This is a genomic window from Paenibacillus vandeheii, from assembly GCF_030433635.1.
Classification (GTDB): Bacteria; Bacillota; Bacilli; order Paenibacillales; family Paenibacillaceae; genus Paenibacillus; species Paenibacillus vandeheii.
On record NZ_JAROCD010000008.1, the window covers coordinates 189,699 to 216,639 of the forward strand.

The following is a 26,941-nucleotide window of genomic DNA, read 5'->3' on the forward strand; positions in this document are numbered from 1 at the left end:
ATTCACCTGCCTTTCAATTAGCTTCGTAATAAGATTCAATCAAATGTCTTAAAAATGAAGACCGAGAGATGTCTAAATCTTTACACTCACGATCAACTTCTTCCCAGAGATCTTCAGTTAAAGTCAAGGAAACCTTCTTTGTCACACCAATTCCCTTTCTTCCTGCACCTTCACGCGGCCCTCCACGAGTAAAAACAAAACCGAGCTGACCGTCTTTCTTAGAAAGACCTATCTTAAATTGTTTATCCTCCATTTTATGTCTCCTCAATTGAATTAAGTTACTTAAATCAATTATACATACTTGATTTTATCATATAAATCTATTTCCTTCCAGTGATTTAATACTCATTGACCGAAATCCGGAATTCGCACCAATTAAGCACACTTTTTATTCACCATGTTTATAAAGATGATTTATAAAGTGTATAAGAAAACCCCACGTTATCAATTAGAAAAAAGTGTATTTATACAATCCATTTCTGTCAATGAATAATCGTGGGTTTTTCGTTTTTGAACAAGCTTAATCCTTCCCTATAAATCGATTCCCTTTTCATTTCGTACTTTGTCCGGTGTTACATCATTTCCATCTGGATCGAGTACTGTAAGCGCTGAAAAAGTGTTTAAGACCTGCCCTCGAATTTCCCGTAAATAGTCTTCTCGTAAAACTTGTTGTTCAACTCGTTCCGCATTTGTCAGACCCTCTTCACGCTGTTTTTTCGCCAATTGATTAATGCGATCTAAACTTTTAATCATTTTTTCCTCTCCTCTAGTACAATTAATCTTACTGGTAGTCTAGCACTGAAATGCATACGCTGCACCTATTTATTAGATAATGCCGAGAAATATGGCATCACTCTCTCCCCTCTAATTCTTGATTCACATTTATTTAATGTCCTTACCACCACATAAATATGCAAAAGCAACAAAAGCAAAAATGGAATCGAGATTTTTTGCATTTTTGTTGATAAACACGTCATTGGCAGGATACGCATTGATAATCTGATTAGCCCTCAGGGAGAGCAGCATATCTAAGGGCATATGGCCGTCCTTTTCTTTTAGAAACGTTGGGCAGCAGGAAAGCCGAACGAGATTACAGCTCCTCCCTCCTTACGGTTGGTGGCCTGAATCAGTCCGCCGCAGCGTTCCACAATAGCTCGGGCAATCGCCAGTCCCAGTCCGGACTCCCCGTCTTTTCCTTTGACGAAGCGGTGGAATAAGGTGGGCAGCAGCTCCTGTGGAAATCCGGGACCGTCATCCGAGACGGATAGCGCGATCTTTCCTTTTTCCAAGCTTGCATTGATGCGAATTTCTTTTTTTGCGTATCTTGCGGCATTCGTCACGACGTTAAGGAGTGCCTGCAGCAGTTTATCCTGATCAGCCATAATGAACAGCTCTTGATTCTCCGGGCAGGTGATATGAAGGGTAAGTCCTTTCTTAACAAGTAGTGGATTAACACGCTCTGACGTTTCCGTCAGCAATTCGTTCAGGCTGACCTCGGAAGACTTGAAAATATCCTCTTCACTATCCAGCTTTGCGAGCAGCGTCATTTCGGTGACAATCTTCCCTAATCTGCTGCTTTCCCCCAGGATCACGTCCAGCCCTTTACGAACATTATCACCTTCAAAAATCCCATCCCGGATGCCCTCCGCATAGCCTGCAATGGACATCAGAGGCGTCTTCAGCTCATGAGACGCATTCTGGAAAAACTGCTTCTGTACCTCGTTAAACCTGTTCAGTTCGCCTGCCATCTCATATACCGTCTGTGCGACAGCGCCAATCTCACCGCCACCCCTGACCAGCTGCACATCCGTGAAATGACGTTCTTTGACCTTTTTTAGTTCCTGTTTCAGATTCATCAATGGCTGAATCAGCCTTTTCGTAATAAATAGACTCAGCAGGAACATCATCGCTCCAACGATAACGATTACCAGGATGAGCCGGCCCAGAAGAGCCTGTTCAATGGCTTTGATCTTGCTCATGGGAGTCAACAGGGTCAGGGTCCCTTGAGGTATGGGACTGACATCCATGACATAACGCCCGTCCGTTCCCGTCCACAGTTCCTTGATGCTGGAGGAAGTGACCGCTGTATACTGCTGCAAGTTGGCAGGAACTGCTTCAATCAATCTATCGCTACTTGCCTTTCCGGTTATTCCATTCACAGACAAAGTCGTACCCGACAGCACATTGCCGTTAAAATCGGTGACAAAAGCTTCAACATCGGCAGGAATGAGTGTTGCACTCGCAACCTCCCCTGTTACCAATTGGACGGACTGCATACCCGTAATATTCGAATTAGGAAGAGTGACATTTCCATTGGAAAGAACAGGACTCATTGCAAAATCACCCGCTTCAGTTATAGAAGCAGACATCGCGGCACTTAACGTCTTAAGATCACTTTTCTCTGTTCCAATGAAATGATCCAACAGCACATAATGGAGTAGAACGGCCGTGACGGAGAGAATCAGAACCAGTGACAGGCCAAACGCAAGGTTGATTTGATGAACGAGTTTCATATTAAGCTTCACTCCGATCTGTTCGCATACGATACCCGTGTCCCCACACGGACTCGACGGGAAGTTCCTCCATCTTTTTGCGAATCCGCTTAATTAAATGATCTACGGCACGGTCACTGCCAAAATAATCTTCCCCCCAGACAGAGCTGAGCAGCTCGTCCCTAGTAAACGCACGATTCGGATGTTCAGCCAGTACCTTGAGCATGGTGAACTCTTTACTGGTCAGGTCCACTTCTTCCCCGCGCCATATGGCGCGCCTCTCTTCCAACATTAATTGAAGCTCTCCGGCATCAATTCGTGGCGTCGCAGCGTCGCTTACAACCGCTTTTTCTCCCGCTCCGGTAATTCTAATCCAGCGTTCCAGCTGCCGCTTGATGCGGGCTACCAGCTCACGGGGGCTGAAAGGTTTCACCAGATAATCATCACTGCCCAGCTCGAGGCCAAGGATCTTGTCCACCTCGTTATCCTTTGCCGAGATCATAATTATGGGAACCTCGGATGCGTTTGCATAATTCATAACCATCCATGCCAGGAAGCATAATGTCCATCACCCACATGCTCGGTGGACTTATTCTATATAAGGACCAGGCATCCTCCGCATTCGCAAGGCCTATCGTCCGATAGTTCTCTTTGTGCAAATAAGCTTGAATCAGTGTGCGTATATTCTCGTCATCGTCTACAACCGCGATGAGGTAATCGTTATTCATGAACGGACCTCCAGTACTTTTCTCTATAGTGAGTATACCAAAGGTAGATGGAAGGAAAGAGCTTTGCCATTGTTTTTCCACAATTACACCAATATTGTGCCACACTCCTTCGGTAAATTGATAACTGTAAGACAAACCAACCACAAGGAGTGTTACGAAATGAACTACAGTTTCAAATTCAGAAATGTTGCCCTGTCCGCCCTGCTGCTCACTGCGATCTCTGCACCGGTTGTCGCGAATGCCGACAGTGACGCTAACGCCAATGCTGCCACAAACGGAACAGCTACTTTGAAAGAAGCGAAATTCTCCATTGCAGCCTTCACAATGGCTAATCCAGTGGAACTGGCTAAAAAATACGCACCAGATACCGTAAGCGAATGGGAAAAAACGTTGGCCAATTACAATAAGCTTCTTTCACAAACTTCTATGTTCGCTGGATTGGCCAGTTTGGTTGCTGTTGACATAGACTCTGACCAATGGAAGGGAACTTCCGAGAACGCCAAACCAGATGAGATGAAAGAAATGCAGACTTTGAAGATTGAGGGAGGCAAACTTACCTCAATTGAGGGAGTAAAGGCCGTAAAAGCCGAACAAATGCCTCATTCCGAAAGCAAGAACACCCTTTCTTTTTCGATCACCACAAGTAGTGCTGATCTGAACAAATTAGTGGAAAACGCCAAACCTGGAGAGGCAGTAGCCATCAGCACCGTGGAACTTGACGAAAAAACAACCGGAGTAACAAGCGCGGTAATCGCTGATGCAGAAACGTTTCAAATCAGCAGTATTGATCCTACTGCCAGTGCATTCTTCAAAGCTCAGACTAACTTGAATAATGCTGTATCTGCCAAGGATTCAGCCGCAATCAAGACTTCTCTTGCCGAGCTGTTGAAGCAATACAAGGAACAAATTGTCGAACTGGAAGCTAATCAAGAGTAAACATAGAGATACATTTCCCGTCTCCTACATCAGTAAGCAAAGCTGAAAATCTCCATACGCTACAGAATGACCGGACGCCAACAACCAGCAAGCCTCCATGTGGAGGCCTGCTGGTTGTTGGTTTATTGACTATAAGAAGAGCCTTTACTATTCAATTTATTGTTCATTAACCCGGGCAACTACAAACGGCTCGTTCAGTGCTTGTAAAGCTGTTGCCATGTCTTCAGCCGAAAGTCTGCCGCCAGCCGATATATGATATTGAAACTCATAGAATCCGCCCAAGGTCGCTTTGAAATTCGTTTCCCAGTAATTCGTCATCAGCCAGGCATACGCTTCTGGTTGGGCATCAGATGCTTGCTGGGTGTGGACCTTTCTAGGCCCGTAATCCAGTGTTCCCCATTGAACAAGCGGCGTGTCCGGTACGGCAAGCAGCAAGCTGCGCTCGTTATCCTGCCAGGCGATGCCCGCCTGCACGGAGGAATAATCCAGGCAGGTTCCCGGAATCTGATCCTTCCAGGGGCGAACGAGGCCTCCAGGCTTATCGGCAAACAGGGTAACCGGCCCACTTCCTCCCGGGGTGAACGGCAGAGCCAGATATACGTTCTCCGGATTCCAAACACTTTCTTTATGGAACCGTGCCGAAATGTCCATTCTGTTTTGACGGGTATATATCCGCAGGAACAGTGAAAAATAGGCGATGCCTTTTAGCTGATAACCAAGCTCAACAGTAGCATACAGCGGTCCGTTATCTACCGCGCGGACAGAGATGAGCTGACCGACCGAACGCTCCACGTTTATACCCTTACGGTTGCGTCCCATTTTTGAACGGACACTCCATACCTGAGAAGCATCCAAAGGGTTCGACGGATTTGTCACCTCATAGATGGGTGTGAACGCCCCATACAGATCACCCGCTTGCAGCAGATCGCGGCCTGTCTCCTTATCAATCCACGACACGATGCCGCGTTCTTTGGACCAAGTCAAGCGTACAAAAGGCGACTCCAGCCCGTTTTGAAAAACAGAGATCGGCCCTTGCAGCCCGCCCGGTGTTAAGGTGTACATATCCTCCATGTCGTACACCTGATCAGCGCCAATCAGCTTCGAATTAGAAGTTGATGTTAAGGAAGAAGACCCCTGCTGTGCTGCCTGAAGCGGGCGCAGGATCAGTATGCAGCTCTCCATCCCTTGAAGTTTAAGCTCCGTAATAATCGTCTGCGCGTGGGTGGACTGCTTAATCAGCACCTCTCCCGTGTCCTCCCGGATCACCTCCACTCCGTTCAACAGTTCATCCGGTTCCCAGCCTTCGAGCTTCAGCTCAACCAACTCGGTAACCTCTCGCTCGGACAGGTTCGTGACCTTGAAGCGGTAAGGACGCCCCGGGTACAAGGTAGCAGCGTTATCAGCCAGCAGCGCCTGATCCAGCGCCCGGTAAGCAAGTCTGCTTGCCTCTGCAGCGTTCGCCGTCTTGCGGACCTCGAGCAGCTGAACATTTTTGTGCCACGGTTCAAAAATAGAAGAATGATAACCCCATGTGTGTTCGGCATAGAGAGCCAGCGCCTGCTCCACAGCCTCAATTTCCTGGAGACTGACACTGTTTTGTTCGGGATCGAGCTTTTCCACCTTGCGGAGTGTCCGCTGTGCGTCCCGGTAAATCTGGGTGTGCATCGGTGTGGAGCTTACGCCATCCGACCACCAGTCCGGCCAATCCCCTTTATGCACCGGTAAGCTATCTGTTCCTTCCTCCTTCAGCCGGGCAAAAAAGCCGCTCAATGTGCTCATCTCTACGATAATTCTCTCACCGTTTTGCTGATTCCACGCTTCGATCCATTCTATGATTGCGCTGTTGGGCGATCCATTGTCTGTAGGCAGTCCGGACAGCATCACCGGCACAAAATCATACGGATACTGCTCGGCCTCAAGCTGGGCTAAATATCGATGGATGCGAGTATTGGCGATTTGATCGTGAATATTTGCCGGTTCAACAAGTCTATGGTTGAATTCATCACGAATCATGTATTTGCCCAGCGCACCAGGGCAGAAGCCGAGTTCGTTGCCAAGCATGTAGTGATCTCCATTCCAGACCAGCAGGCGTTCCCCGCTTGGGGCCTCCCACCAGAACGGAGATTGCTTGCGGCCCAGCGCATACATGCCGTGATGGGTATGTATACAGCTGAATAAATGCTGGATTCCGTTATCCAGCAGGCTGTCGGCATATCCCCAGCTGTAGCCATTGATATCCGCTGTCATCGCGCTGTCTATTTGGTGACCGATCGAGCCGGCATATGTCTGAGCCTTGCTGTGTATTTTGTTCAGCAACTGCAGGTCGGGAAGCTCAGTCATATTCAGATACGTGCCGGACAGCTCGATATCACCGCGCCGCACGGCATCGGCAAATGCAGCTTTTTCCTCGTCCCCGGCCTGCTTCAGGAATTGTTCCACGGCCCAGAAGGTCTCACAGGTCCAGCGGAACCCTTTCCACTCGGGCTTTACGCCGTTATGAGCATTATTAACAATACGCAGCGCCTGACGGATAAAGTCGACATGATATTGTTCAATCTTTTCCTGCCTGTCGGTATAACCAAGGTCTGTATGAGAATGGTGAATGACGTATATTTTCCATTTTCGTTCAAGCGTCGGGATGGCGGCTTGCTTGATTTGTTGTTCGAGCGTCATATTTATTTTCTCCTTTGTTGGTTGAATAGGTGTTTTTTACGAGCTGGAAAATCCCGTGAAACACGTGCTCCTGCATTTGCTTCTCATGATACAGAGGAATCACCTCGGGCAAGAGCGCTTCTGAAAGCGCCTCGCCAAACAAATCATAGGTGCCCGCAATCTGTCCGCCCAGGATCAGACCGGCGGGGCGAAACTCTTCCACATACGGACGAAGCATTTCTCCTAGCCGCTGGCCGTAAAGCTGCCATACAAGGGTGGCGGAGGAAACCCCCTGTCTTGCCGCTATGGCCAGATCGTACACGTCTTCGCCCTCCTTTCGAGCATCATGGCTGTCCGCCAAAGCTAAAATCCCTCGGCTTCCGAACAGATCATCCACGGTTTCTCCCTTGTACTTCTCTGCATATAACATGCCTGAGTCAGGAATTCCCCATTTCCCGCTAACCATAGAGCCGTTCTCAACAAAGCCGGAGCCTAGGCCCGTTCCAAGGGTAAGGCACAGCAACCTGTCCTGTGGAAAAAGCCGACTGACCCCTAGGGCGAACATAGCAGCATCATTGCCAAAACAAATATTTGCGGCGGCAAGCCGGGTCATCCATGTAGGAGCAGAGTGTTCCGCTGCAAGTGCCGTTAATTTGCGCCGCAGCAGCGTTTTTAAATTGCGTTCATAGAGCTGCTCGTATTTATTCAATCCCTGAATACGGGAAACACCTGTTTCGTATTCAAAAGGCCCAGGGAAAGCAAAGCCGATATGAAAGTTGGGAAATCCGACCGCGGTCTCTTTATCGGAGCTAAGCTGCTCCATGTAGGCGACGTATCCGGCGGCGAGCTCGTGAATCACATCGGCCAGGTTGGCGGCAATTTCATACGCACTGCTGTTGGAGCGGGACGACCTTTTGACATAAAATTGAGGCAAAAGATCCCCGTCACACAGTACGCCACCCTTCAAGAAAGTCCCGCCTGCATCAATGGCGATCGTGACGTCAGGATTCATAAGTGCCCACCAGATTTCCAGTGATGCGGAAGCAGAGGCATGTTCCACTCTGGCGAAACTTGTGCACGGATCAGGGTGCACGATCGGTCACCCAAAGACTCCATTCGGAAGCCTCCAACCGAGGCGGGAACGATATACGCTTCTGCGTACCCCCATTCCACGGCCGCTGCCTCATCATCAAGCGGAGTGAGCCTCACGCGGTCGCCTTCTACGAGATTGAACATGACAAACTCTCCAGCCGTATCGTCAATCCACTCTCCGTCCAGCTTTAATCTTTTGACCTGAAAAAGCAGATCCTCCCGTTCACCCAGCAGCTCTTCACAGCTGGCTCCCTGTACCCGGCACTCCCTTGGAACCGCTATCAAATGCTCCTGAACGTATTGGGTGTCAAATTGTTCCTTCATGTTGGGTCTGGCATGATCGCTGTTGATCGGTCGCGGCCGGCCGTCTCTGTCGAAGCGCAAATGGTCGTAAATTTTGAAGGTAAACCACCAGGTTGTCGAAGAGATCTCCAGCACCAGATTGTTTTTGCCCGAAAAATGTACGGCTCCAGGCGGGATCAGGAACAGATCGCCCTTATTCGCATCCAGGATGTTCACATATTCTTCGACCTTTAGCGGTGTTCCCGAGGAATGGGCGGATTCAACCGCCTGAAGCAGCTCCTCCCCGGTTGTTCCCTCCGTGAACCCCAGCCCCACAAAAGGTTTGGCGCCTTCCTTCTGCTCCATAATGTAATAGGATTCCTGCTGTGTCATCGTTTCATTGAAGGTCTGCTCAATGTAAGCTTGCTGAGGATGGACTTGCAAAGACAAATGGTCCCCGTCTATCGTATCGAGATAATCAAACCGGATCGGAAAATAATCACCGAACAGCCGTACATTACGCTCCCCCATAATTGCTTCAGGATGAGCGGACAGAAGCAGCGGAAACGGAACCTCCAATATAAAATCCAGATAGCCGATTAAAAGTGTGTTCTCCGGTGCGATCGGTTCAAAACCCCAGGCGCAGTTATTCCATTCCCCGGGCAGGCCGCACAGCTCTTTCAAATACTGTCCACCCCAAATTCCCGGTGCAAAGAATGGTTTTACTCGAAAAGGCTGCCGGGCTACTGAAGCCAACAGTCGGCGCAGCATGGGAACGGTGACCAGAACGGGCCGTTCCTGGTTGTTCGTATCCACATAGTAGTCAAAATCGTACAAGCGACGTCTCCGATATTCCTCCCAAACGGGCCACTCCAAAAACAACGCCTGTTTGTAGGTTTCAACCGTATCCCGACATGGGCCTAATCCTAGGGAACCCATCCCCTGCCGATGCAGGTACTGCTGAGCCTCTCTGGATAAGTCACAAAAAAGAGAAACGTTGGCCGGACCTGATACTCCAGAAAGGAAGTCAGAGCCTGGTCCAAAGGTTACAACGATGGGGGCCAACTGATCTGCCTTGGGTGACTGGGCCTCCACATTTTCAGCAGAATCATAAAGCCGCAGTTGATGTTCTACATCACTGAGCCAAACCGACTGAGCATCTGGCTGGAAATAATCCTCGACGCTAACGTCTGAGGCCACAACGCCAAAAGCCCGGTTATCCGTTAGGTAAGGGTGAAACTGCTGTAGCAAATCTGCTGAAGGTTTTAAATAATCAGCGCTATCTATTTCAATGATTATCCTGTTCTCCTGACGGCAGCGCGATCGGAGCTTTTCCAGACATTCGCTGAATGCAGTGCCGTGTGTACCATCAATGACCATATAAAAGGGAAGCGAATCACTCTGTACACAGTCAGGCCAAATTTGACCAAGCCATTCTTCATACCCATTCCAGATCCCGGGTTCTGTCTCTTGGTCGGGCTGAAGCCGAATGAAATTGACTGGATTGGCATGAAAGGGCAAGGGGGCTATTCGGGGCATGTTTAAACCTCCAACTCTCTATCGATTTATGTCATCATTCTATAGGGAGTTGGAGATGGTGTCTTTAAACGATCAAGCTGTGTTTTTGTACAATCAGGACATTTGGGGTGGGTAATACATTTTGCCAGAACGGCCTTCGGCAAACTGAATGCGGCGGAATTTAGCCGGGGAAACGCCAAGTTCGCGGGTGAAGATTCGGGTAAAATAATGCACGGATTGGAACCCGCACTGGATGGCGATATCTTTGATTGGTGTCTGTTCATTTAACAGGAGCCAAGCGGCATTCTGCACACGTCGTTCCTGAATGTAGTGGACGAAGGACTGCCCCAGATTTTCCTGAAACAATCGGGTTAGGTGACGCGACGAAATGTGGAGGTGTCTCGACACCGTCATAAGTGTAAGCTCATTGATCAAATTATCATCAATATACCGTTTAGCCTGGCGAAACAACGTATTGGGTTCCACGGGTTGCTCTCCTGTATCGGCCGAGTCTGTTCTGGCAGGAACGTGCAAATCCGCTATGGACAACAGAAGAGAAGCGGAAATTTGCTTTACTGCAAGAGGAAGAGTTGCCACAGGTATGTCGAAAGAAGCGATGAGCGCTTGCCATAAATGCCCAGTCGGCGTAAGGTCCGCTTGCTGGGCTACGCTTTGCCCAAGCTCGGCAAGACGACGGAAGGATTCGATATAATAAGCATCGGTGTGTGCTTCATCCAGTTCAAAAGCAACATAACAAAGCGTCAACCCAGTCTGGCTGCGGATTTGATGCCATGTGCCTGGAAGAGATAGAAAAGCTGTTCCTTTAGTTAAAGCGTAATGCTGATTCTGTTCTATGTAGCTTCCTTCACCGTCCACCACATAACAGGCCTCGAAAAAGGAATGCCGATGGAAGGCATTGTCGAAATGATCGGGCATGAATCCCCAGTACAAAATGGATAAGGAAAGCCCCGTCTGCTCCACTTTTGTAATATAACGATTGCATATGTGATTGGCCCGACGAAAGCTGGCTTCGATGGTCATGACGATCCTCTCCCTTCAAGCTCTCATTATACGTTTGCATAGCCAAAAGGCAAACCGGAAGTCAGTCTGCCTTTTTGAATATTTTTCAACCAGGTAAATCAGATTTGTCCGTTGAGCAATACATTAATAATCTGCTAAATAAAACAGCTGCCTCAGCTTGCGTCAGATTACGTTTCGGATTTAGTTTATGATCCGGTGTTCCTTGAATGAGACCAAGCTCAATGCAAATCGCTAATGCTTCCTTGGACCAGATTCCTGCCTGATCCGCATCTGTATACTTAGAAAGTACCATTTTCGTCGTATCGGAGACCTCTGGCAATTGAGTTTTGATTTTGGAAAGAAAAGTGGTACCCGTAATCATGAAATCATCAATTATTCAAAACAGAGGAATACTCCATGTTCTTTTAACATAGCACTGAATCCGCCAAATTCATGATCTGGGTATAACTCTCGCCTGATCCATTTCCCCACCAGGGGAGAGGCCTTATCCCATTTATCTCTTGCACCTACATCATGAAAAAAGCCCATGGCTAATTAAGGGCTTTGACTTAGATGAAGTAAAGGCTAAAATAAAAAAAGCCGCTAAATTAGCGACTTTTTTACGAATCTGTTGACGGTGAAACAAGAACTTGTACTTGTGTACCGCCGCCCTTTTGACCCCCAGCATTTTACACAATAAGAAAATGTTAAAAAGGAATTGAGTATCCATCTGCTGAAAAGCGCGACTGTCAATCTCCAACGATCAAGTTATTAATTAGCAAGATACCGACCTTCAAGTCGCTATCTTGCTATTAATAGTACCTCGTTTACTCTAAGCTCTCTATGCAGTATAACCACGTGAGCCATGAGTATGTGGATTCTATTCTTCAACTTGTCCAGTCGTTCAAGCAGGCGGTCATTACATTTAAGCGCCTCTTCAGCGCAATTGTCTTGCACGAAGGTCGCTCATGAAGTCTTCGGCAAGTTTAAGTGGGACAAGTTGTTCGGGATTGCGTCCGCTCAGAATCCAGAAGAATGTCGGTCCAATCAACAAGGCTGTGGCCTGATCGATTGGAATTGGAAGTGTGTCCTTCCCGAGCGCGCGCTCAATCACGACCCGGGCGCTGTCGCCGAGCAGGTCCTTCGCAGAGAGCAGTTCCCCCACGGCAGAGTCGTGCTGTGCTTCACCCAGGAGAGCCCGATAAGCGGCGCCTGCCGGCGAGTGCGTAAGGAAGCGAACGAGTGCTTCCAGGTACGCTCTTAGATCATCCAACGGAGTCCCTGTGGGACTAATCTCCAATTCTTCCTCGGCATCGGCTACACTGGCCTCGAAGAGGATTTCCGCTTTGTGTGACCACCAACGATACAAAGTCTGCCGGGACACTCCTGCTCTTTCGGAGATGCCCTTCATCGTCATTGCCGCATATCCGACCTCGACCAAGAGGTCATCAACCGCATCCAAAATAGCCGCCCTCGCTTGCTCACTTCGGGGACGACCGCCATGATAATGTTCTTTTTTCATGTCTCAACTATACACGGAGACAGTCCTCTTTGTCCAATTCCAAACCACATATGTGGACACAGTGTCTCTTATATGATATATTTTCGGTGCACGGTGACTCGAAACTGTGTCGATCATTTCAATTGATGCCCGAAGAGGGCTACGAAGGAGATAACAATTATTATGCGCATATCTACGGCTAGAGTGGCACATACGTACAACTGCCCAACAACCTTGAACGGCAAAGTCGTCGAGCTCGCGAAGTCGTTCGCGGCTACGCTCTCCTATGACCAGCTCCGCGATTTGAACCAGGACTATTCGCTGAGGAATGTAGTGAACTGGTCGAACTATCCCCAGGCAACGATGGGTCACCGCGGCCGAAGCGGTCTCCGGATAGGCACGCTCTCGGAAGAACAATGGACATCGCTGAACGTCTTACTCGCGGCAGCTACCGGTTCAGGCAAGAACAAGGGCTATGACGAGATCCAACAGATCCTTAATGCCGACGACTATCTTCGTGATTACGGTGTGACCCGGGACTACGGGCGGGAGAACTTCTACGTTGCCTTCCTTGGTACGCCATCCGATTCGGGGACATGGGAGCTGCAATTCGGCGGACACCACCTCGCAGTCGCCAACACTTACACAGATGGTAACCTCGTTGGAGCAACCCCCTCGTTCCGTGGTATTGAACCGTTCTCGACCTTCGAGTACAACGGCATAAGCAATCAACCCCAGCAGCAGGCACAGAGAACATTCGTAGCTCTACTTGCCTCATTTGACAATGACCAGTTAGCCTTATCCAGACTCCGCGACAAGTACCGGGATCTCTTGCTGGGCCCAGGCAAGGATTGGGCGTTCCCTACGACAGCTGAGGGCATTCGGGGCTCCGAATTACGCGAAGACCAGAGAGCCCTGCTGCTAGCAGCGATTGAAACCTATGTCAGCAGCATCGACGACGAGAACGCTGCGAGAATCCTCGCTGGCTATGAGGACGAGCTCGATTTCACGTACGTCGCTTATTCGGGCTCAACCTCCGTGAGTAAACCGAAGGACTATATCCGTATCGACGGTCCTTCGGTGTGGATCGAGTTTTCTATGCACAGCGGTATAATCCTTTCAGACCCACATCCACACGCTGTGTGGCGCGACAAGAAAACGGACTATGGTGGGAATGCCTTCTAAAACAAACTTGCCCATTGGCGATCACGCAACACTGATTGATGATGCTCCAAACCCGCTCGTCACTAAGCCGACATTCGCTCACGTCATGCATCCATAGGTCTTCCCACGCGTCTTGTCCCTACTCCAAAATAATTACTAGACACATTGTATTGTAACTGTTATATTAAGTTACACAGTGTCTCGTAATTGTCAGAAGCGGACATTGTCGTGAATCCTGACAATGCGAGTAACCGTAAAAAAATATGAAGTGTAGCCTGTGGAAGGGCTACAAGGAGGTAACACAGATGAATGTATTTATTACTGGAGCAACGGGATGGATTGGATCGGCCACCGTAGATGAGTTGCTGAGAGCAGGCTACAAGGTCGTCGGACTGGCTCGGTCGGACGTCTCTGCGGCTTCGCTTGAAGAGAAAGGCGCGACTGCACTGCGCGGGGATCTCGATGACCTCGACGCCCTCCGCCGGGGGGCGTCCGAAGCTGAGGCTGTCATCCACCTGGCGAACAAGCATGACTGGGCGAATCCTACGGAGTCGGATCGTGCTGAACGGGCTGCAGTCGAAACTCTCGCCGAGACACTGATCGGTACTGACCGGCCTTTCATAGTCGCTAATGCCATCTCCGGTCTGGTTCAAGGGCGTCCGGTGTTGGAGGCTGACCCGTCCCCAGCTGTGGGCCCGGGCTCTGACAGGGGCGGCTCCGAGAATCTTGTTCTCGACTACGTTGGTCGCGGAGTGCGGACCATTATCACCCGGTTCGCTCCAACCGTCCACGGGACTGGAGATTGGGGATTCATTAATTTCCTAATGTCCGCAGCCCGCAAGCAGGGCGTGTCCGGGTACATCGGTGACGGTTCCAACGCTTGGTCTGCAGTGCACCGTTCCGACGCAGCCCGGCTCCTCCGGCTGGGACTCGAAAAGGCGCCGGCAGGATCACGTCTACATGCGATCGCAGAGGAAGCCATCACCACTCGAGCGATCGCCGAAGCAATCGGGCGCACCCTCGACATCCCGGTAGCCTCGATTGCAGCAGAAGACGCCGATGCGCACTTCGGGTTGGTCGGCAGCTTCTTTAAACTATCCATGACCGGCTCCAGCGCACATACTCGCGAACTTCTCGGATGGACGCCAGCTTCGCCAACTCTGATGGATGACATCATGGCTGGTGCGTACAAGCATGTCGGAAAACCATAAGTGCCCCAAAGATAGTTTCTCCAGTTGCCGTGAAAACGTCACGACAACGGGGGCTGATTCTGGCCTGCGTTTGCGTGTGTATCATCCTGGTCGTTGGCCTTGTTGCCGCCATCAATCTGGCGGTTCCAATGCTCTCGGTCAGCGGGCTGCATCCGAGTTCATCGGAGCTGCTGTGGATCGTTGACGCAAGTGTCATCGTCTTCGCTTGCCTGGTTACTCCGGGCGGTGCGGCCGTTCACCACTTTTTGTCACTCTATAATTTCCTTTAATCCCAATATTAAGGATACATCAATACGATAATGTTCTTGTCTTCCTACACTAAAAGATCCGATTGCGCTCAGAATCAGCAATCGGATCTTTTAGTGTAATAATTATTGTTCAGCCAATTTCAGAAAATACTCTGAGGCCAAACGGACAGCCAGGATACTCGCACTATTGAGGGAATTATCAAATATAACAACATGGTTGTTTTTTACAGCCTTCAGTGAATTCCATACCTTCGAAGATTCCTTTTCCTTCACTGCTGCCTTTGCAACGTCAATATCATGCTGGATAATAATATAATCGGGATTCATGTCGTATAGCCCTTCCAGCGTAAGCGACTCACCACCCTCAGGATACCCCTTCGGTGCCAACAACCCAAAGCCCGCAGTTTGATTATAGTACATTGTATTTTTAGATCCTTGAGCATAAAAATTTGCTTTTCCATCAACCCGCAACAAGGCAAAGGTCTTATCCTCAAGAGTACCTAAATGCTTTTTCGTATTTGCTATCATTTCTTGGGTTTCCTTAATCAGTTCTTTCGCCAACTTCTCTTTTTCAACAACTTCAGCAAGAAGCATCGTCGTTTTGTCCCAGATATCCGTGTAGTCGATTAAGATGACTGGAGCAATTTTGTTCAACTCATCATAAATGGTATCCACAGACCCCTTGAAGGTTACAATTACATCAGGCTGAGCGGCAATAATCTTTTCCAAATTCGCTGAGTCGCTTCCCAAATCAATAATATCAGCAGATTTGGCGTAAGGCTGTAACGTAGCAAACTTTTCCAATGCTTCCCCCGCGCTGATTGATGCGATTGGAGGAGTATCCAAAGCAAAAAAGTAATCCAAGTATAAGGGATGAAGCACCGCTATACGCTCTGGTCGTTTCTCAAGCACCACTCCATTGTCGCTGGCATCCTTAATGGTTCTTGGCCATCCTTCACCATCGATCTTGCTGGGTTCAGGAGTAACTGCAACGGGCGTTTCGGAACATCCAGCCAGTATCCCCCCTGCAAATACAATAACAGATAAAATCAATCCTGTTAGTCTTTTCATATGTTCTCCCCTACGATACGTTATCCATATTGTGTGTACCCATGCTCTCGCTCTAAAAATAAAAAAACAGTGATGACCTATGAACCCTCCAAATGATCACGCAACGTTTCCCCGGTATATTCACTTCTGAACAGACCTCTTTCAACCAACTTTGGAATCAGCTTTTCAAAGAATATCTTCATCGATTTTTCTGAACCGCCTGGCAGGGCGATGAACCCATCAATAGCACCTGCCTCAACCCGCTCAATAATATCATTCATTACCGTCTCGACTGTCCCCACAGATACCCAATGGGCAGATCCGACAACCTCCGGCCGAACCAGAATCTCCTTCACTGTAGGCTGATATTTTGTAATATATCGACGCAACAGCTCAGCATGTGTACGGCTGCGGACAGCATGATCAGGATCTGGAAGCATATCTTCGGTTACGCGTTGATCCAAGGAAAAACCACTTAAATCCAGGCCCATTAACGATTGGAGAGAGGCATGTCTGCGCTCAAGACTTAAATGGGCATGAGCAGCCTTATGTAATTCAAGCGCTTCTTCGTGCGTATCGGCAAGGAAAAAATATAACCCCGGCAAAATTTTAATCGTGTTCGGATCGCGCCCATGTTCTACAGCTCTTTTTCTCAAATCACTTCGCAATTCCACGCCTGATTCCAGATCCGGCATTGCCGCAAAAATAGCATCCGCTACGGAAGAGGCAAAATTCCGTCCAATATCCGAAGCTCCCGCTTGAAACAAAGGAATGCTTCCCGATGGATGAGAAGGTAGAGTTAACGGCCCTTTTACGCTGAAAAATTCACCGGAATGATGAATAGCATTCACTTTTTCCTTATCAGAAAACATGCCTGACTCACGGTCAATAACGATAGCCTCACTCGGAAAACTATCCCAAAGTTTGCATACCACATCCGTAAATTCTATTGCCTTCGCATACCGTTCTTCCGGGGATGGCATTGGAGAGTTGCCGAAATTATCGGCGCCCTCAATAGAAGTGACAATATTCCAGCCGGCACGTCCATTGCTTAGCCAGTTCAAGGATTGAAGCTGCCGAGCAACAATATACGGTGGATTAAACGTCGTAGAAATGGTCGTAACCAGTCCGATCCGATCGGTTTCACGAGCTATAGCTGCAAAAAACAAAGTAGGGTCCGGGCTGCCGAAATTAGAAGAATCGCCTAACATCTGCGGGCTAATATATAGATAATCCGCTCTGAAAAGAAAATCGAGCTTTGAGTTCTCCGCCATTTTCGCCCAATGAATATAATAGTCAATGGATCCCGTTTGCTCCACTCCGCTATCCCGGTGTCGCCACCCGTCACCTTTATTCCACGTTGCATTTAAGGACAATCCAATACAGAGTTGTCTGTTAGAAGTCATTTCTACCAACCTTTCTTATCATTGATTTGCTCCTAGAAAGCCCTCCGGTCAAATCCAGCCTCTATTTAATAATAATAATGATTCTCATTATCAAAACAAAGTTTAGCAAGGATTTAATCAAATTTGAATACACAAGTTACAAATCCGATATGCACAATTATCTAAACTTTGGTTGAGTGGCAAAAGGTCAAGTTCTTGTTTATCTTTAAAGACACGAAAAAAGCCGCATTAACGCGGCTTGTATCTTTTAATGCTCTAACTTGTGTCATCTATACTGTTTGCTCCCCAGTTGTCTCGGTTCGATTCCATCTCTAAATCAGTCTTATAATCAAAGTAACTCCAGAGCTTTCAACAAAGCGTACTCACTAGAGGTGGCACCTATTTGAGAAAAATGTGCATTCGGACACATTGGAGCCAAATGATGATATCCAGGGAGTACTTGCAATTCGATTAAGACACCGTCAAAGGCAAGTTGTTTTCAAATGTAAATCGTCTCTCCCTGGACGTACTCTTGAATCATTATAATTAGCTTTTCAGGCAATATTTTTTTAGCGTTTGTATATTTCACTCTGCTTCACTCCTTATTTTAGAAAATAAGGTGCAAAACCAATACATTAGAAAAGCTTATTTAGCGTTAGAAAAGATTTACCCCCATGCAAAGTATATAATCACTTCGGACCATCTCAAGATTAAAAGTTAGTCGTTCCTATGGATATATTTAATTAACTTCACTTTACTGGTATCGATATCGAATGTAATAAACTCCTTTGCATTTGGAGGATTGTGTGGACCGTAGTACGTGTTGACTTCAACAATCACTCGAAAGGCATAAGCTCCAGGGAATCTCCTTTTTAGTTCTAGAACCTTCATTTCATATAAACCATAACTTGGCTGCGGCTTGTGAATTTTTTGATAATACTGATTAATCGCCAGCTGTATGGATGGATTAAGTAAAGTTAACGATAAAGACTTATACTCCTCCTCATTCACTGTACCATGCTCTGCATATGCTGATGCGCTTAGGCTTAGCGTTAGAATACAACTAACAACTATAATTAATACTTTTCTCATGTCCTCCACTCCTTCTTCCTTAGTATCCCTAATCGACCAGTTTCTTTCCCCATTAAGTTTCTCAATGGTTGATTTTTTTAACATAAGTCAACGACAAGTCGCTTGGGAGTTGATTTTATAAACCGTATAATCATAATCAGAGGTGATGTTGAATGAACGAAATTAATTTATCATCGATTCTTGTAGCAAAACGCAGAGAAAAAGGATTAACACAGGATGCGGTTGCTGCATTTATCGGTGTTTCCAAAGCGTCTGTTTCCAAGTGGGAAACGGGACAAAGCTATCCTGATATCACATTTCTTCCACGCCTTGCGGCCTATTTTAACATCAGCATTGACGAATTGATGGGCTATTCCCCGCAAATGGAGCAGTCGGACATCGCGAATCTCTACACCCGACTCGCTAATGATTTTGCTTCTCTCCCTTTTGATGAGGTGATTGCAGAATGTACGGCGATCATCAAAAAATATTACGCCTGCTTTCCACTCTTATTGCAGATGGTCAGGCTGTACACAAATCACTTCACGCTGGCGAGAACACAAGAGCAAAAAGAGGTGCTTCTTAACGAAGCCGTGACGCTATGTGAACGGATTCAAACCGAAAGTGGCGATATGCAGCTTTCGAGCGATGCGGTTTTGTATCAATCCGTTTGTTTTCTATCGCTAAGGAGTCCGCAGCGGGTCTTAGATTTACTGGGGGAGACCGTCCGGCCCATGATGCCAAAGGGCGCGTTAATTTCACAGGCATATCAGCATATGGGCAATATCAGCAAAGCCAAAGAAACCTTGCAGGCTGAACTGTATCAGCACGTAATGGCAGTTTTTCAAGGGCTGCTGAACGTCCTCCAATTCAATATGGATCATATCGAAAAAGCCGAAGAAGCTTTTAAGAAAGCGTCGGATTTTGCACGGATTTTTGATATGAAACGGCTAAATCCAAACAATGTCGTCCTGCTTTACGCACTAGGCGCTCATCTATATTGTGTGAACAAATTTCCTGAGAAATCGATTGAACTCCTTGAAAAATATGTGGATACCTGCGTGGAAGGCTTCTTTCCTTTTGAGCTTCGTGGAGATTCATTTTTTGATCTGATTGATCCGTGGCTGAAAGATTTCGACGTCACCGCTCCCCGCAGCGAGCAGGTTATCAAGAATAGCATGATGAGGGATATTCTGATGAATCCAGCGTTCAATTCGTTACGTGAAGTACCCGAGTATCAAGGACTAATTCAAAAAATGAATCATTTTTTGCAAGAAAAAAGTTGATTGGAGGTTATGGGTATGAATGAGAAGCTAATCATTGGCCAAGAAACGAAATATCCTTTGAATGGCATTTTGTCATTGCCAGAGAATTGCTCATCCAAAGTTCCAGCCGTGGTATTGGTGCATGGCTCTGGCCCTACGGATATGGATGAAAAAGTCGGCAATAACTACCCTTTTAAAGACCTTGCCGAAGGGTTGTCGGAAAAAGGAATTGCCGTGCTGCGGTATGATAAAAGAACATTCGTCTATGGAAAAGAAATGAAAAACGAAACCGGATTATCCGTTAAAGAAGAAACCATGGAAGATGCTATCCTCGCAGCTGATTTATTACGCAAAGACTCACGGATTGATTCAAAGCAAATATTTATTATCGGTCATAGCTTAGGCGGGATGTTAGCTCCACGAATTGATGCAGAAGGTGGACATTTTGCTGGTATCATTATTATGGGTGGGTCTCCACGAAAATTAGAAGAAATTTTGATGGAACAAAATAACGATGTTTTAGCGTCGTTGAATATGTTTTTGAAAATGATTGCTAAGAAACAAATCGCAGCACTATCATCCAAGTTCGATAAAATCTATACGTTAAGTGATGAAGAAGCAAAATCAACTGTAGTTTTGGGGAAATATTCTAGAGCCTACTACTTCAAAGAGATGGGAGAACATCCATCCATTCATTACCTCAACGTATTAGATAAACCCGTACTCATTTTGCAGGGAGATCAAGATTTCCATGTATCCGTAGACAAAGATTTTAAGGCTTTCAAAGACTTATTGGGTGAAAGGCCGAATGTAACGTTTAAACTTTACCCCAACTTAAATCATTTATTTATGCCAGCTGTTTACGGAGAGATATTAAAAATGAAAAAAGAGTATAAAGTTGCGCAGCATGTTGATAAGAAAGTGATAAATGATATTTCCAACTGGATTCTTTCCATTTAGGAAAACCAGCCAAACCTGTTGAACGTTTATTCAATTCAATAACCTACTGATTTCTTCAAAACTTCTATACTTTCCTGAAGGAACGATTGATTTTTTTCAACTCCTCTGTTTTTACACCAAGCAACGGCGCTAAAAGCATCGTAAAAATTATAAAATGGCAATACGATTTCGAGATTTAACATCGTACGAATCGTTTCATAACCTTCAATGTACGGGGATTTTGTTCTCGGGTTCACTTCCCAAATATATCTATTGATTTTAGTGAAATCTATTTCAGAGGAGCCACTGCGAGCACTCTCAAAATCAATAATACCAGCAACCTTGTTACCATTCACCAGTATATTGCCTGGTCTAAAATCCATATGTACAAAACATGGTCCGTCAGGATCTGGTAAAGCAGAGAAATCACCATCAAAATGAAGAATGCAACGTTCATACAATGCTGGATCGAGGAGCTCTTTACAGGGCTCTTTCCACTTTTCAAAATTACTTTTGATGTGTAGACGCCAATTATTTTGGTGAAAAAAATGAAAGCCGTCGGCTGAATGATAACCATATCCTGACGTTTTCACCTCATGGAGCATTGCATGATACACCCCCATTTGAAAAGATAGCTTTTCATCAATATTTTCTGTACAAGGTACACCTTGAATTGCTGAGAGAAGCAACGCACCCGTAGTCATTTCATCCCCATACCAAATGTCCAATACCTTAGGAACAGGTAATACGCCCTTCAATGTTTCAAGCATCTGAAATTCACGAAAAAGCTTATCCTTGTTAAATGGAATCTTTACATAAACGTCTTCTCCATTAGCAAGAGTAAGTTTATATACATCCGAACTAAATGATTCCGGAACATCTTCAATATTTAAGACGTTCAACTTTAGCTTTTCTATAACGTTTAGAATGGAACTCATATGGAACCTCCTCTATTTGGTGCTCTAATATAAATCAGCGAGCCTGTTTGATGTGGCTCGCTGATTTAATGCTCTGCCATTCCATAATACAGTTCGAAACAAGGGCCTTCAACCTGTTCGTAGTCAGATGTCGGAAACCGACAAAGGACGAAGCTTTACGTTTATCGCACAGGTATAAACTTTCCCTTTGAGCAAATTTGCCTAAAGGGCAAACTTAAGTTAAGATGATCCTGAGAAAGGAGTCGTGTGAACCCCAAATGAAGTCAACAACTTACGATTGCTTCCCCACAGAAACAGCCAAGTTGGAGGTGTACGCATAAGCGGAAAATGATGACCAAACCAACTTTGCGGCATTTAAAAAAAGAAGCGACAGAGCAATCGCTGGCGATTGCTGCATTTGAACTTGCACTTGAACATGGTCTGGACGGCTTCGTTGTTGAAGATATCGTGCAAAAAGCCGGTTACTCCAGAAGAACTTTCGCAAACTATTTCACATGTAAGGAAGAAGCTGTTGCGATGGGAGCTACAGCTGTTCATAACACTACTGAGTTCGAGAATTTGCTCACCCAGATTCCCCCAAATACCTCCTTGCTTGACGTTCTGTATCAGCTCATCCAGATGCAGCTTACAGCCGATCTCATAGGAAGATTGCGTGAGCTTTTGGTACTTTCAAAAAAATATCCGGTGTTAGAGCCGCATTTCCTTGGAGTATTGCACCAGATGCAGACGACTGCGCAAGAAACATTGTTAGACTTGTCTAACGGAAATGATGACGAGGTATATACTTATCTTCTTATAAACGCAGTTTACGGGATCATTCTTCCTTTAATTGACGGACGGCTTAATGTGCTGCTCCCTGGACAAAAGAAAAATGACTATCCAACCACTGAAGCTGTACCGTTTGATGAGTTTTTAGAAACCATGTTTAGTTATTTGCGCAAAGGATTCTGATGCGCCAGCAACCCATATTCACCATAGAGGGAGTGTAAAATAGATATATGTCTACATTATTGTATAGATTGGGGAAAACGGCTTTTCGTAAACCGGGGTATTTCATCATTGGTTGGGTATTGATTCTGGGTATTGTCATTTCTATGATCAGTATCAATGGTATTCATATCAGTTCTGAAATGAAAATTGAAGGGACGGAATCACAGAAGGTCTTGGATCAATTAGCTAAAGAATTACCTGCCGCCTCCGGCGGGCAAGGAAGTGTTGTGTTCAAAGCACCTGACAACGAGCGTTTGGATACACCTGAGCGTTTAGCTGCAATAACGAAAGCTGTTAGTGAAGTTTACGCATTGAAGGATGTGATTAATCCTGCGGATTATGCAGCTGAAGCTAGCAGTTCGGGAGCAACCGCAGACATGGCTCAGGCTTCGAATATGCAGCAGCAATCAGCTGCAGCCTCTCCTCCTCCCTATGGTCCTCTAATGGTGGATGGTGTTCCTGTACCTGGTGTCCTTCTCTCTTCTGACGGAAAGGTTGCCCTGTTTCAATTTCAGTTTACCATTGAGCAGTCTGCAATTACTCAAGATGGTTTTGATTCTGTAATTGACTCCGTTATGACTGCCCAGCAAGGAACCAACATCACCGTGTTACCGGGCGAAACACTCAAAACGGTAGCGATCGGTGTGGGATCGGCAGAGATTATCGGACTGATCATTGCTATCATTGTTTTGCTAATCACCCTGGGTTCCGTCGTTGCGGCAGGTCTGCCTCTTGTCACTGCACTCCTCGGCGTTGCCATTGGAGTAGGTGGCGCCTTCTCGATCTCCAAATTTATAGAAATGCCAAGTGTTACTTCCGTCCTGGCTCTCATGGTTGGTCTGGCCGTCGGAATCGATTATGCGCTCTTCATTGTCAATCGCCAGCGGCGAATGATTATTGATCAACGCTTGAGCGCACAAGAGGCGACAGCAAGAGCCATTGGCACATCGGGCAGCGCTGTATTTTTTGCCGGATTAACCGTCATCATTGCACTGTGCGGTATGCTTGTCATCGGTCTCACCTTCTTATCTACGATGGCTTTAGTTGCGGCGGCTACCGTTCTTATTAACGTATTTGTTGCCCTTACGCTATTGCCCGCTTTACTTGGACTGGTGGGCGAACGCATCTGTTCCCCTAAAGCACGCGAGAAAAGCACTAAACATCCTAAAACAGCTGGCCGAGGGATCGCACACAGATGGGTGAATTTCGTTATCAAGTATCGCTGGATCACCATTATTGCCATCGTCGTGCTTCTTGGGGCTGCGGCCACTCCTATAACAAAAATGGAAATGGGTATCCCGGGAGCTTCTTCAGCGAATCTGGACACGACAGCAAGACAAGGCTATGACGCCATATCCGAAGGCTTCGGAGAAGGATTTAACGGACCCCTTATTCTGGTCGCAGAGCCTAACAATTCTTCCGCTCAGGTGACTCCGGAACTCTTGGGCAGTCTTATGCAGGAACTCCAAAGCCAAAATAACGTTGCACAGGTTACACCGCTAGGCATGACAGAAGATCTGGCTATCTTTAGTCTTATTCCCGAAACGGGTCCCAACGATAAAATCACCAAAGATCTGGTGAATGAGCTGCGATCTACTGAATCGAGCGTTGCACAGACGAATGACGTTAAGATTGGTGTTACCGGCTTCACTGCCGTTAACATTGATATGTCAGCCAAATTGGCGCAGGTATTCCCGATCTATGTAGGAATTATTATCCTGCTGTCGCTTATCATTCTTCTCTTGGTATTTCGTTCGATTATCGTTCCAATTAAAGCAACGATCGGCTTCCTTCTTAGTATTCTGGCTACATTCGGGATCACTACTGCTGTATTCCAGTGGGGCTGGCTCCATTCGCTCTTTGGTTTCGACACTGGCGGCCCGCTGCTGAGCTTTATGCCGATCATCGTGACAGGTATCCTGTATGGTTTGGCAATGGACTATCAGGTCTTCCTTGTCAGCTCGATGCGTGAATCATACGTACACGGTCACAGAGGGACAGAGTCTGTTGTTCATGGTTATAACCAGGTAAGTCGCGTGGTTGTTGCCGCAGCGGTGATCATGGTCTCGGTATTTGCTGGGTTCATCTTCACAGATGACGTCATGATCAAACAGATTGGTTTCACATTAGCTGTAGGAATTCTGATTGATGCTTTCATTATTCGGATGGGATTGGTTCCTGCCATCATGGCTATTTTCGGTGACAAGGCTTGGTCGCTTCCAAAATGGCTGGATCGCATTCTACCGAATCTGGACGTTGAGGGCGAGAAGCTGATTGCTACACTTCATGCTAAAGATCATTCCAACTCTAAGTCTTGATCGTCAAGTATTTGATGATAGTACAAAAAAGCCCGTTGACCAGTTCGGTCAATGGGCTTTTGTTTTGTTTATCTTCCCGCTTTTAAAAAATGATTCAACCAAGCTTATAGTGCTTTATTCTTTCAAGCTTTCCATAAAATAGTGCAGTGCGTTGGATACCCACTTCTTTGGATGAAGAACGAGCTGAATTTCGAGTTGAAGTTCTGCATGTTCAAGGGGCAACACTTTCAGTTCCCCCCGCTCGATTTCCTCCATTACAGCCATTTGCGGCAGAATTGAGATACCCTCTCCTGACTTAATACTTCTTTTGATTGCTTCCGGATTGCCAAGTTCCAGACCAATCCGATAGGGGATTGAATTTGCACGAAGCACCCGTTCTAGCAGCTGCCTGTAATTACAGGTATCTTCAGGCATGATCCATTCCATGTCCTTTAAATCATTCAATTCAATCTGCGCTTTGGCGATCAGCGGATGTTGCGGATGCACGATCAGCAATAGCGGTTCTTGACGAATGGTAATCCACTGCAAAGCCGGATCACTCGAATCATCTGCGAGAATAAGCCCTATATCCGCTTCACCCTCCCTGACCTGATGCAAAATCAATCCCTCACGATTCGTATGCAATCGTATGTTGAGATCCGGGTATTCCTTACGGGCAGCTTGCATATATGGAGGTAAAAAGTAAGAAGCGATGGAATCCATCGTACCGATCGTCAAAGAGCCACCGCCCTGCTTCGCCATTTTTTCCTTGGACTGCTCAAACAATTCCAACATCTGTCCAGCAAGCTTGAACAGCTCTTCCCCGGCAGAAGTTAATCGAATCTTGTTATTGCTGTAGCGTTCAAACAGTTTGACTTGATATGCTTTTTCCAGCTTTTGAATCTGCGTAGTAACACTGGATTGTGCATAACCCAGCACTTCTGCGGCTCTGGTGAAGCTCTCGCGAATGGCGACTTCTCTGAACGTCTGAAGATAGATTAAGTCCAACTTGCTCACCTCATCGAAAATATTGATGACAACCATCATTTGTTATAGGTAACTGTGATGCTGGTTCCTATGATACATTAGTTTCAATATAACGGGAAGAGGTCGTTGATTATGATGAACGAACAACATGTTCAAGGAATTTATATACCGGTAATTGCCCCTTTTTCGGATGACAACAAGTTGGATATTGAATCGTATCGGAAGTATGTTACCCATCTTGTGGAACATGACATTCAGGGTTTGGTCGTAAACGGCACGACAGGAGAATCTCCGACCGTCTCTTGGGATGAAGTAAAGCAGATGGTTGAGGTAACCAAAGAAATTTTGATAAGTCTGAACAAAACCATCCCCATCGTTGTGGGGACAGGAACAAATGATACCTATTCGACGGTCCATCGGACCGAAATGGCCGCAGAATTAGGAGCAGATGCAGCTCTGGTGGTCACTCCCTATTACAACAGGCCCACGCAAGAAGGTATTCTGGAGCATTTCTCCAGCGCGTCCCGGACAGGACTGCCGATTCTGGTCTATGAGATTCCGGCTCGAACCGGAAGTCGAATGACCTTGGATACGATGAGGAAAGTCTTGGATCTGGACGGGGTTATTGGCCTGAAGGACAGCACTGGCGGTTTGGATCTGCTGCTGGCTCTAACCCAATATGAAACGAAACCTGTACTATGCGGCGAGGATGCGTATTTCCATGCGATGCTGTGTCAAGGCGCCGCAGGCGGGATGGTGGCCTCTGCCAATATTCATACCCAACGGTATGTGGAGGTATATCAGCGTTTTGCATCTGGTGACGTGAATGCGTCTAGAGACAGCTTTAAGCAACTGCAACCGCTGATTAGTGATGTATTTGCAGAACCTGCTCCAGCCTCGATCAAATGGTGGCTTGCTCAGCAACAGCTGATCGCCTCTGCAAAATTGCGTCTGCCGCTGACTGGCGCATCCGAGAAAGCAAAACAAAGGCTGTCGGATACACTCGCAAATATGGTCGTACCTACTTAAACAAAAGCATATCTTACTAAGACCTATGAATACATTCAGTCTGATATAGTGAGTCAGATTGGTTTGGAAATAAAAAACAACCCGTATTGATAAAACTCAATACGGGTTGTTTTAACTTTAACTACAGATCTCAAGACGGAGAACGA

General features: G+C 46.7%; 23 protein-coding genes and 1 pseudogene. 9 read left to right on the forward strand and 15 right to left on the reverse strand.

Annotated elements, in window-relative coordinates:
- Positions 1-13 precede the first annotated feature (13 nt).
- The 4 genes and pseudogenes from P5G61_RS17475 to P5G61_RS17490 form a co-directional block, all read right to left on the reverse strand.
- Positions 14-253 carry a ribbon-helix-helix domain-containing protein gene (locus P5G61_RS17475; protein WP_024633241.1) on the reverse strand — a complete coding sequence of 80 codons (240 nt, stop codon included), beginning with the start codon at positions 251-253 and terminating at the stop codon, positions 14-16.
- 278 nt (positions 254-531) lie between these two features.
- Positions 532-753 carry a DUF896 domain-containing protein gene (locus tag P5G61_RS17480; RefSeq protein ID WP_301247685.1) on the reverse strand — a complete coding sequence of 74 codons (222 nt, stop codon included), beginning with the start codon at positions 751-753 and terminating at the stop codon, positions 532-534.
- Positions 754-1,055: 302 nt separating this feature from the next.
- Positions 1,056-2,513, reverse strand: a complete 1,458-nt coding sequence (locus P5G61_RS17485) for a sensor histidine kinase (RefSeq protein WP_301247686.1) — start codon at positions 2,511-2,513, stop codon at positions 1,056-1,058.
- 1 nt (position 2,514) lies between these two features.
- Positions 2,515-3,220, reverse strand: a pseudogene (locus P5G61_RS17490) (response regulator transcription factor).
- Positions 3,221-3,379: 159 nt separating this feature from the next.
- On the opposite strand from P5G61_RS17490, the gene P5G61_RS17495 reads away from it, so the two are divergent.
- A complete protein-coding gene (locus P5G61_RS17495) occupies positions 3,380-4,156 on the forward strand; it encodes a hypothetical protein (protein WP_301247687.1) in 777 nt (258 codons plus the stop codon).
- 156 nt (positions 4,157-4,312) lie between these two features.
- Here P5G61_RS17495 and P5G61_RS17500 read toward each other — a convergent pair whose 3' ends face one another.
- From P5G61_RS17500 to P5G61_RS17525, 6 genes are all read right to left on the reverse strand, one after another.
- Positions 4,313-6,829, reverse strand: coding sequence for a glycoside hydrolase family 38 N-terminal domain-containing protein (locus P5G61_RS17500; protein ID WP_301247688.1), 2,517 nt, complete (start codon positions 6,827-6,829; stop codon positions 4,313-4,315).
- The gene (locus tag P5G61_RS17505) at positions 6,783-7,820 is read right to left on the reverse strand and encodes an ROK family protein (RefSeq protein WP_301247689.1); all 1,038 of its coding nucleotides are present in this window, start codon (positions 7,818-7,820) and stop codon (positions 6,783-6,785) included. The genes P5G61_RS17500 and P5G61_RS17505 overlap by 47 nt, the downstream gene beginning before the upstream one ends.
- Positions 7,817-9,721, reverse strand: a complete 1,905-nt coding sequence (locus P5G61_RS17510) for a class I mannose-6-phosphate isomerase (RefSeq protein ID WP_301247690.1) — start codon at positions 9,719-9,721, stop codon at positions 7,817-7,819. Before P5G61_RS17510 ends, P5G61_RS17505 begins: the two co-directional genes overlap by 4 nt.
- Positions 9,722-9,814: 93 nt before the next feature.
- Entirely contained in the window at positions 9,815-10,741 is a 927-nt protein-coding gene (locus tag P5G61_RS17515) for a helix-turn-helix transcriptional regulator (protein WP_301247691.1), read from the reverse strand.
- 85 nt (positions 10,742-10,826) lie between these two features.
- Positions 10,827-11,102 (reverse strand): S-layer homology domain-containing protein, encoded by a 276-nt coding sequence (locus P5G61_RS17520; protein WP_301247692.1) that lies wholly within the window; start codon positions 11,100-11,102, stop codon positions 10,827-10,829.
- Positions 11,103-11,657: 555 nt separating this feature from the next.
- The gene (locus P5G61_RS17525) at positions 11,658-12,242 is read right to left on the reverse strand and encodes a TetR/AcrR family transcriptional regulator (protein ID WP_301247693.1); all 585 of its coding nucleotides are present in this window, start codon (positions 12,240-12,242) and stop codon (positions 11,658-11,660) included.
- Positions 12,243-12,455: 213 nt separating this feature from the next.
- On the opposite strand from P5G61_RS17525, the gene P5G61_RS17530 reads away from it, so the two are divergent.
- From P5G61_RS17530 to P5G61_RS17540, 3 genes are all read left to right on the forward strand, one after another.
- A complete protein-coding gene (locus P5G61_RS17530; protein WP_301247694.1) occupies positions 12,456-13,406 on the forward strand; it encodes a DUF3500 domain-containing protein in 951 nt (316 codons plus the stop codon).
- Positions 13,407-13,690: 284 nt separating this feature from the next.
- The gene (locus P5G61_RS17535; RefSeq protein ID WP_301247695.1) at positions 13,691-14,596 is read left to right on the forward strand and encodes an SDR family oxidoreductase; all 906 of its coding nucleotides are present in this window, start codon (positions 13,691-13,693) and stop codon (positions 14,594-14,596) included.
- Positions 14,580-14,780, forward strand: coding sequence for a hypothetical protein (locus P5G61_RS17540; RefSeq protein ID WP_301247696.1), 201 nt, complete (start codon positions 14,580-14,582; stop codon positions 14,778-14,780). Before P5G61_RS17535 ends, P5G61_RS17540 begins: the two co-directional genes overlap by 17 nt.
- Before the next feature lie 187 nt (positions 14,781-14,967).
- Here P5G61_RS17540 and P5G61_RS17545 read toward each other — a convergent pair whose 3' ends face one another.
- From P5G61_RS17545 to P5G61_RS17555, 3 genes are all read right to left on the reverse strand, one after another.
- Positions 14,968-15,915 (reverse strand): ABC transporter substrate-binding protein, encoded by a 948-nt coding sequence (locus P5G61_RS17545; protein WP_301247697.1) that lies wholly within the window; start codon positions 15,913-15,915, stop codon positions 14,968-14,970.
- 77 nt (positions 15,916-15,992) lie between these two features.
- The gene (locus P5G61_RS17550; RefSeq protein WP_301247698.1) at positions 15,993-17,300 is read right to left on the reverse strand and encodes an NtaA/DmoA family FMN-dependent monooxygenase; all 1,308 of its coding nucleotides are present in this window, start codon (positions 17,298-17,300) and stop codon (positions 15,993-15,995) included.
- A 696-nt stretch (positions 17,301-17,996) separates the two neighbouring features.
- Entirely contained in the window at positions 17,997-18,371 is a 375-nt protein-coding gene (locus P5G61_RS17555; protein WP_301247699.1) for a DUF3888 domain-containing protein, read from the reverse strand.
- Between the two features lie 152 nt (positions 18,372-18,523).
- On the opposite strand from P5G61_RS17555, the gene P5G61_RS17560 reads away from it, so the two are divergent.
- Positions 18,524-19,636, forward strand: a complete 1,113-nt coding sequence (locus tag P5G61_RS17560; protein ID WP_301247700.1) for a helix-turn-helix domain-containing protein — start codon at positions 18,524-18,526, stop codon at positions 19,634-19,636.
- 15 nt (positions 19,637-19,651) lie between these two features.
- Entirely contained in the window at positions 19,652-20,575 is a 924-nt protein-coding gene (locus tag P5G61_RS17565; RefSeq protein ID WP_301247701.1) for an alpha/beta hydrolase family protein, read from the forward strand.
- A 35-nt stretch (positions 20,576-20,610) separates the two neighbouring features.
- On the opposite strand, the gene P5G61_RS17570 is transcribed toward P5G61_RS17565, so the two are convergent.
- The gene (locus tag P5G61_RS17570; RefSeq protein ID WP_301247702.1) at positions 20,611-21,492 is read right to left on the reverse strand and encodes a phosphotransferase family protein; all 882 of its coding nucleotides are present in this window, start codon (positions 21,490-21,492) and stop codon (positions 20,611-20,613) included.
- Between the two features lie 327 nt (positions 21,493-21,819).
- On the opposite strand from P5G61_RS17570, the gene P5G61_RS17575 reads away from it, so the two are divergent.
- Together P5G61_RS17575 and P5G61_RS17580 are read left to right on the forward strand one after the other, a co-directional pair.
- Positions 21,820-22,443: a TetR/AcrR family transcriptional regulator gene (locus P5G61_RS17575; RefSeq protein WP_079349129.1), complete on the forward strand. Its 624-nt coding sequence runs from the start codon at positions 21,820-21,822 to the stop codon at positions 22,441-22,443.
- Between the two features lie 47 nt (positions 22,444-22,490).
- A complete protein-coding gene (locus P5G61_RS17580; protein ID WP_301247703.1) occupies positions 22,491-24,800 on the forward strand; it encodes an MMPL family transporter in 2,310 nt (769 codons plus the stop codon).
- 114 nt (positions 24,801-24,914) lie between these two features.
- Here the strand turns inward: P5G61_RS17580 and P5G61_RS17585 are convergent, their stop codons facing one another.
- Positions 24,915-25,787, reverse strand: coding sequence for a LysR family transcriptional regulator (locus P5G61_RS17585; RefSeq protein ID WP_301247704.1), 873 nt, complete (start codon positions 25,785-25,787; stop codon positions 24,915-24,917).
- A gap of 111 nt (positions 25,788-25,898) precedes the next feature.
- Here P5G61_RS17585 and dapA point away from each other — a divergent pair, with 111 nt between their 5' ends.
- Complete coding sequence (dapA, locus tag P5G61_RS17590; RefSeq protein ID WP_301247705.1) at positions 25,899-26,795, forward strand: 4-hydroxy-tetrahydrodipicolinate synthase; 897 nt, start codon at positions 25,899-25,901, stop codon at positions 26,793-26,795.
- Positions 26,796-26,941: the final 146 nt, after the last annotated feature.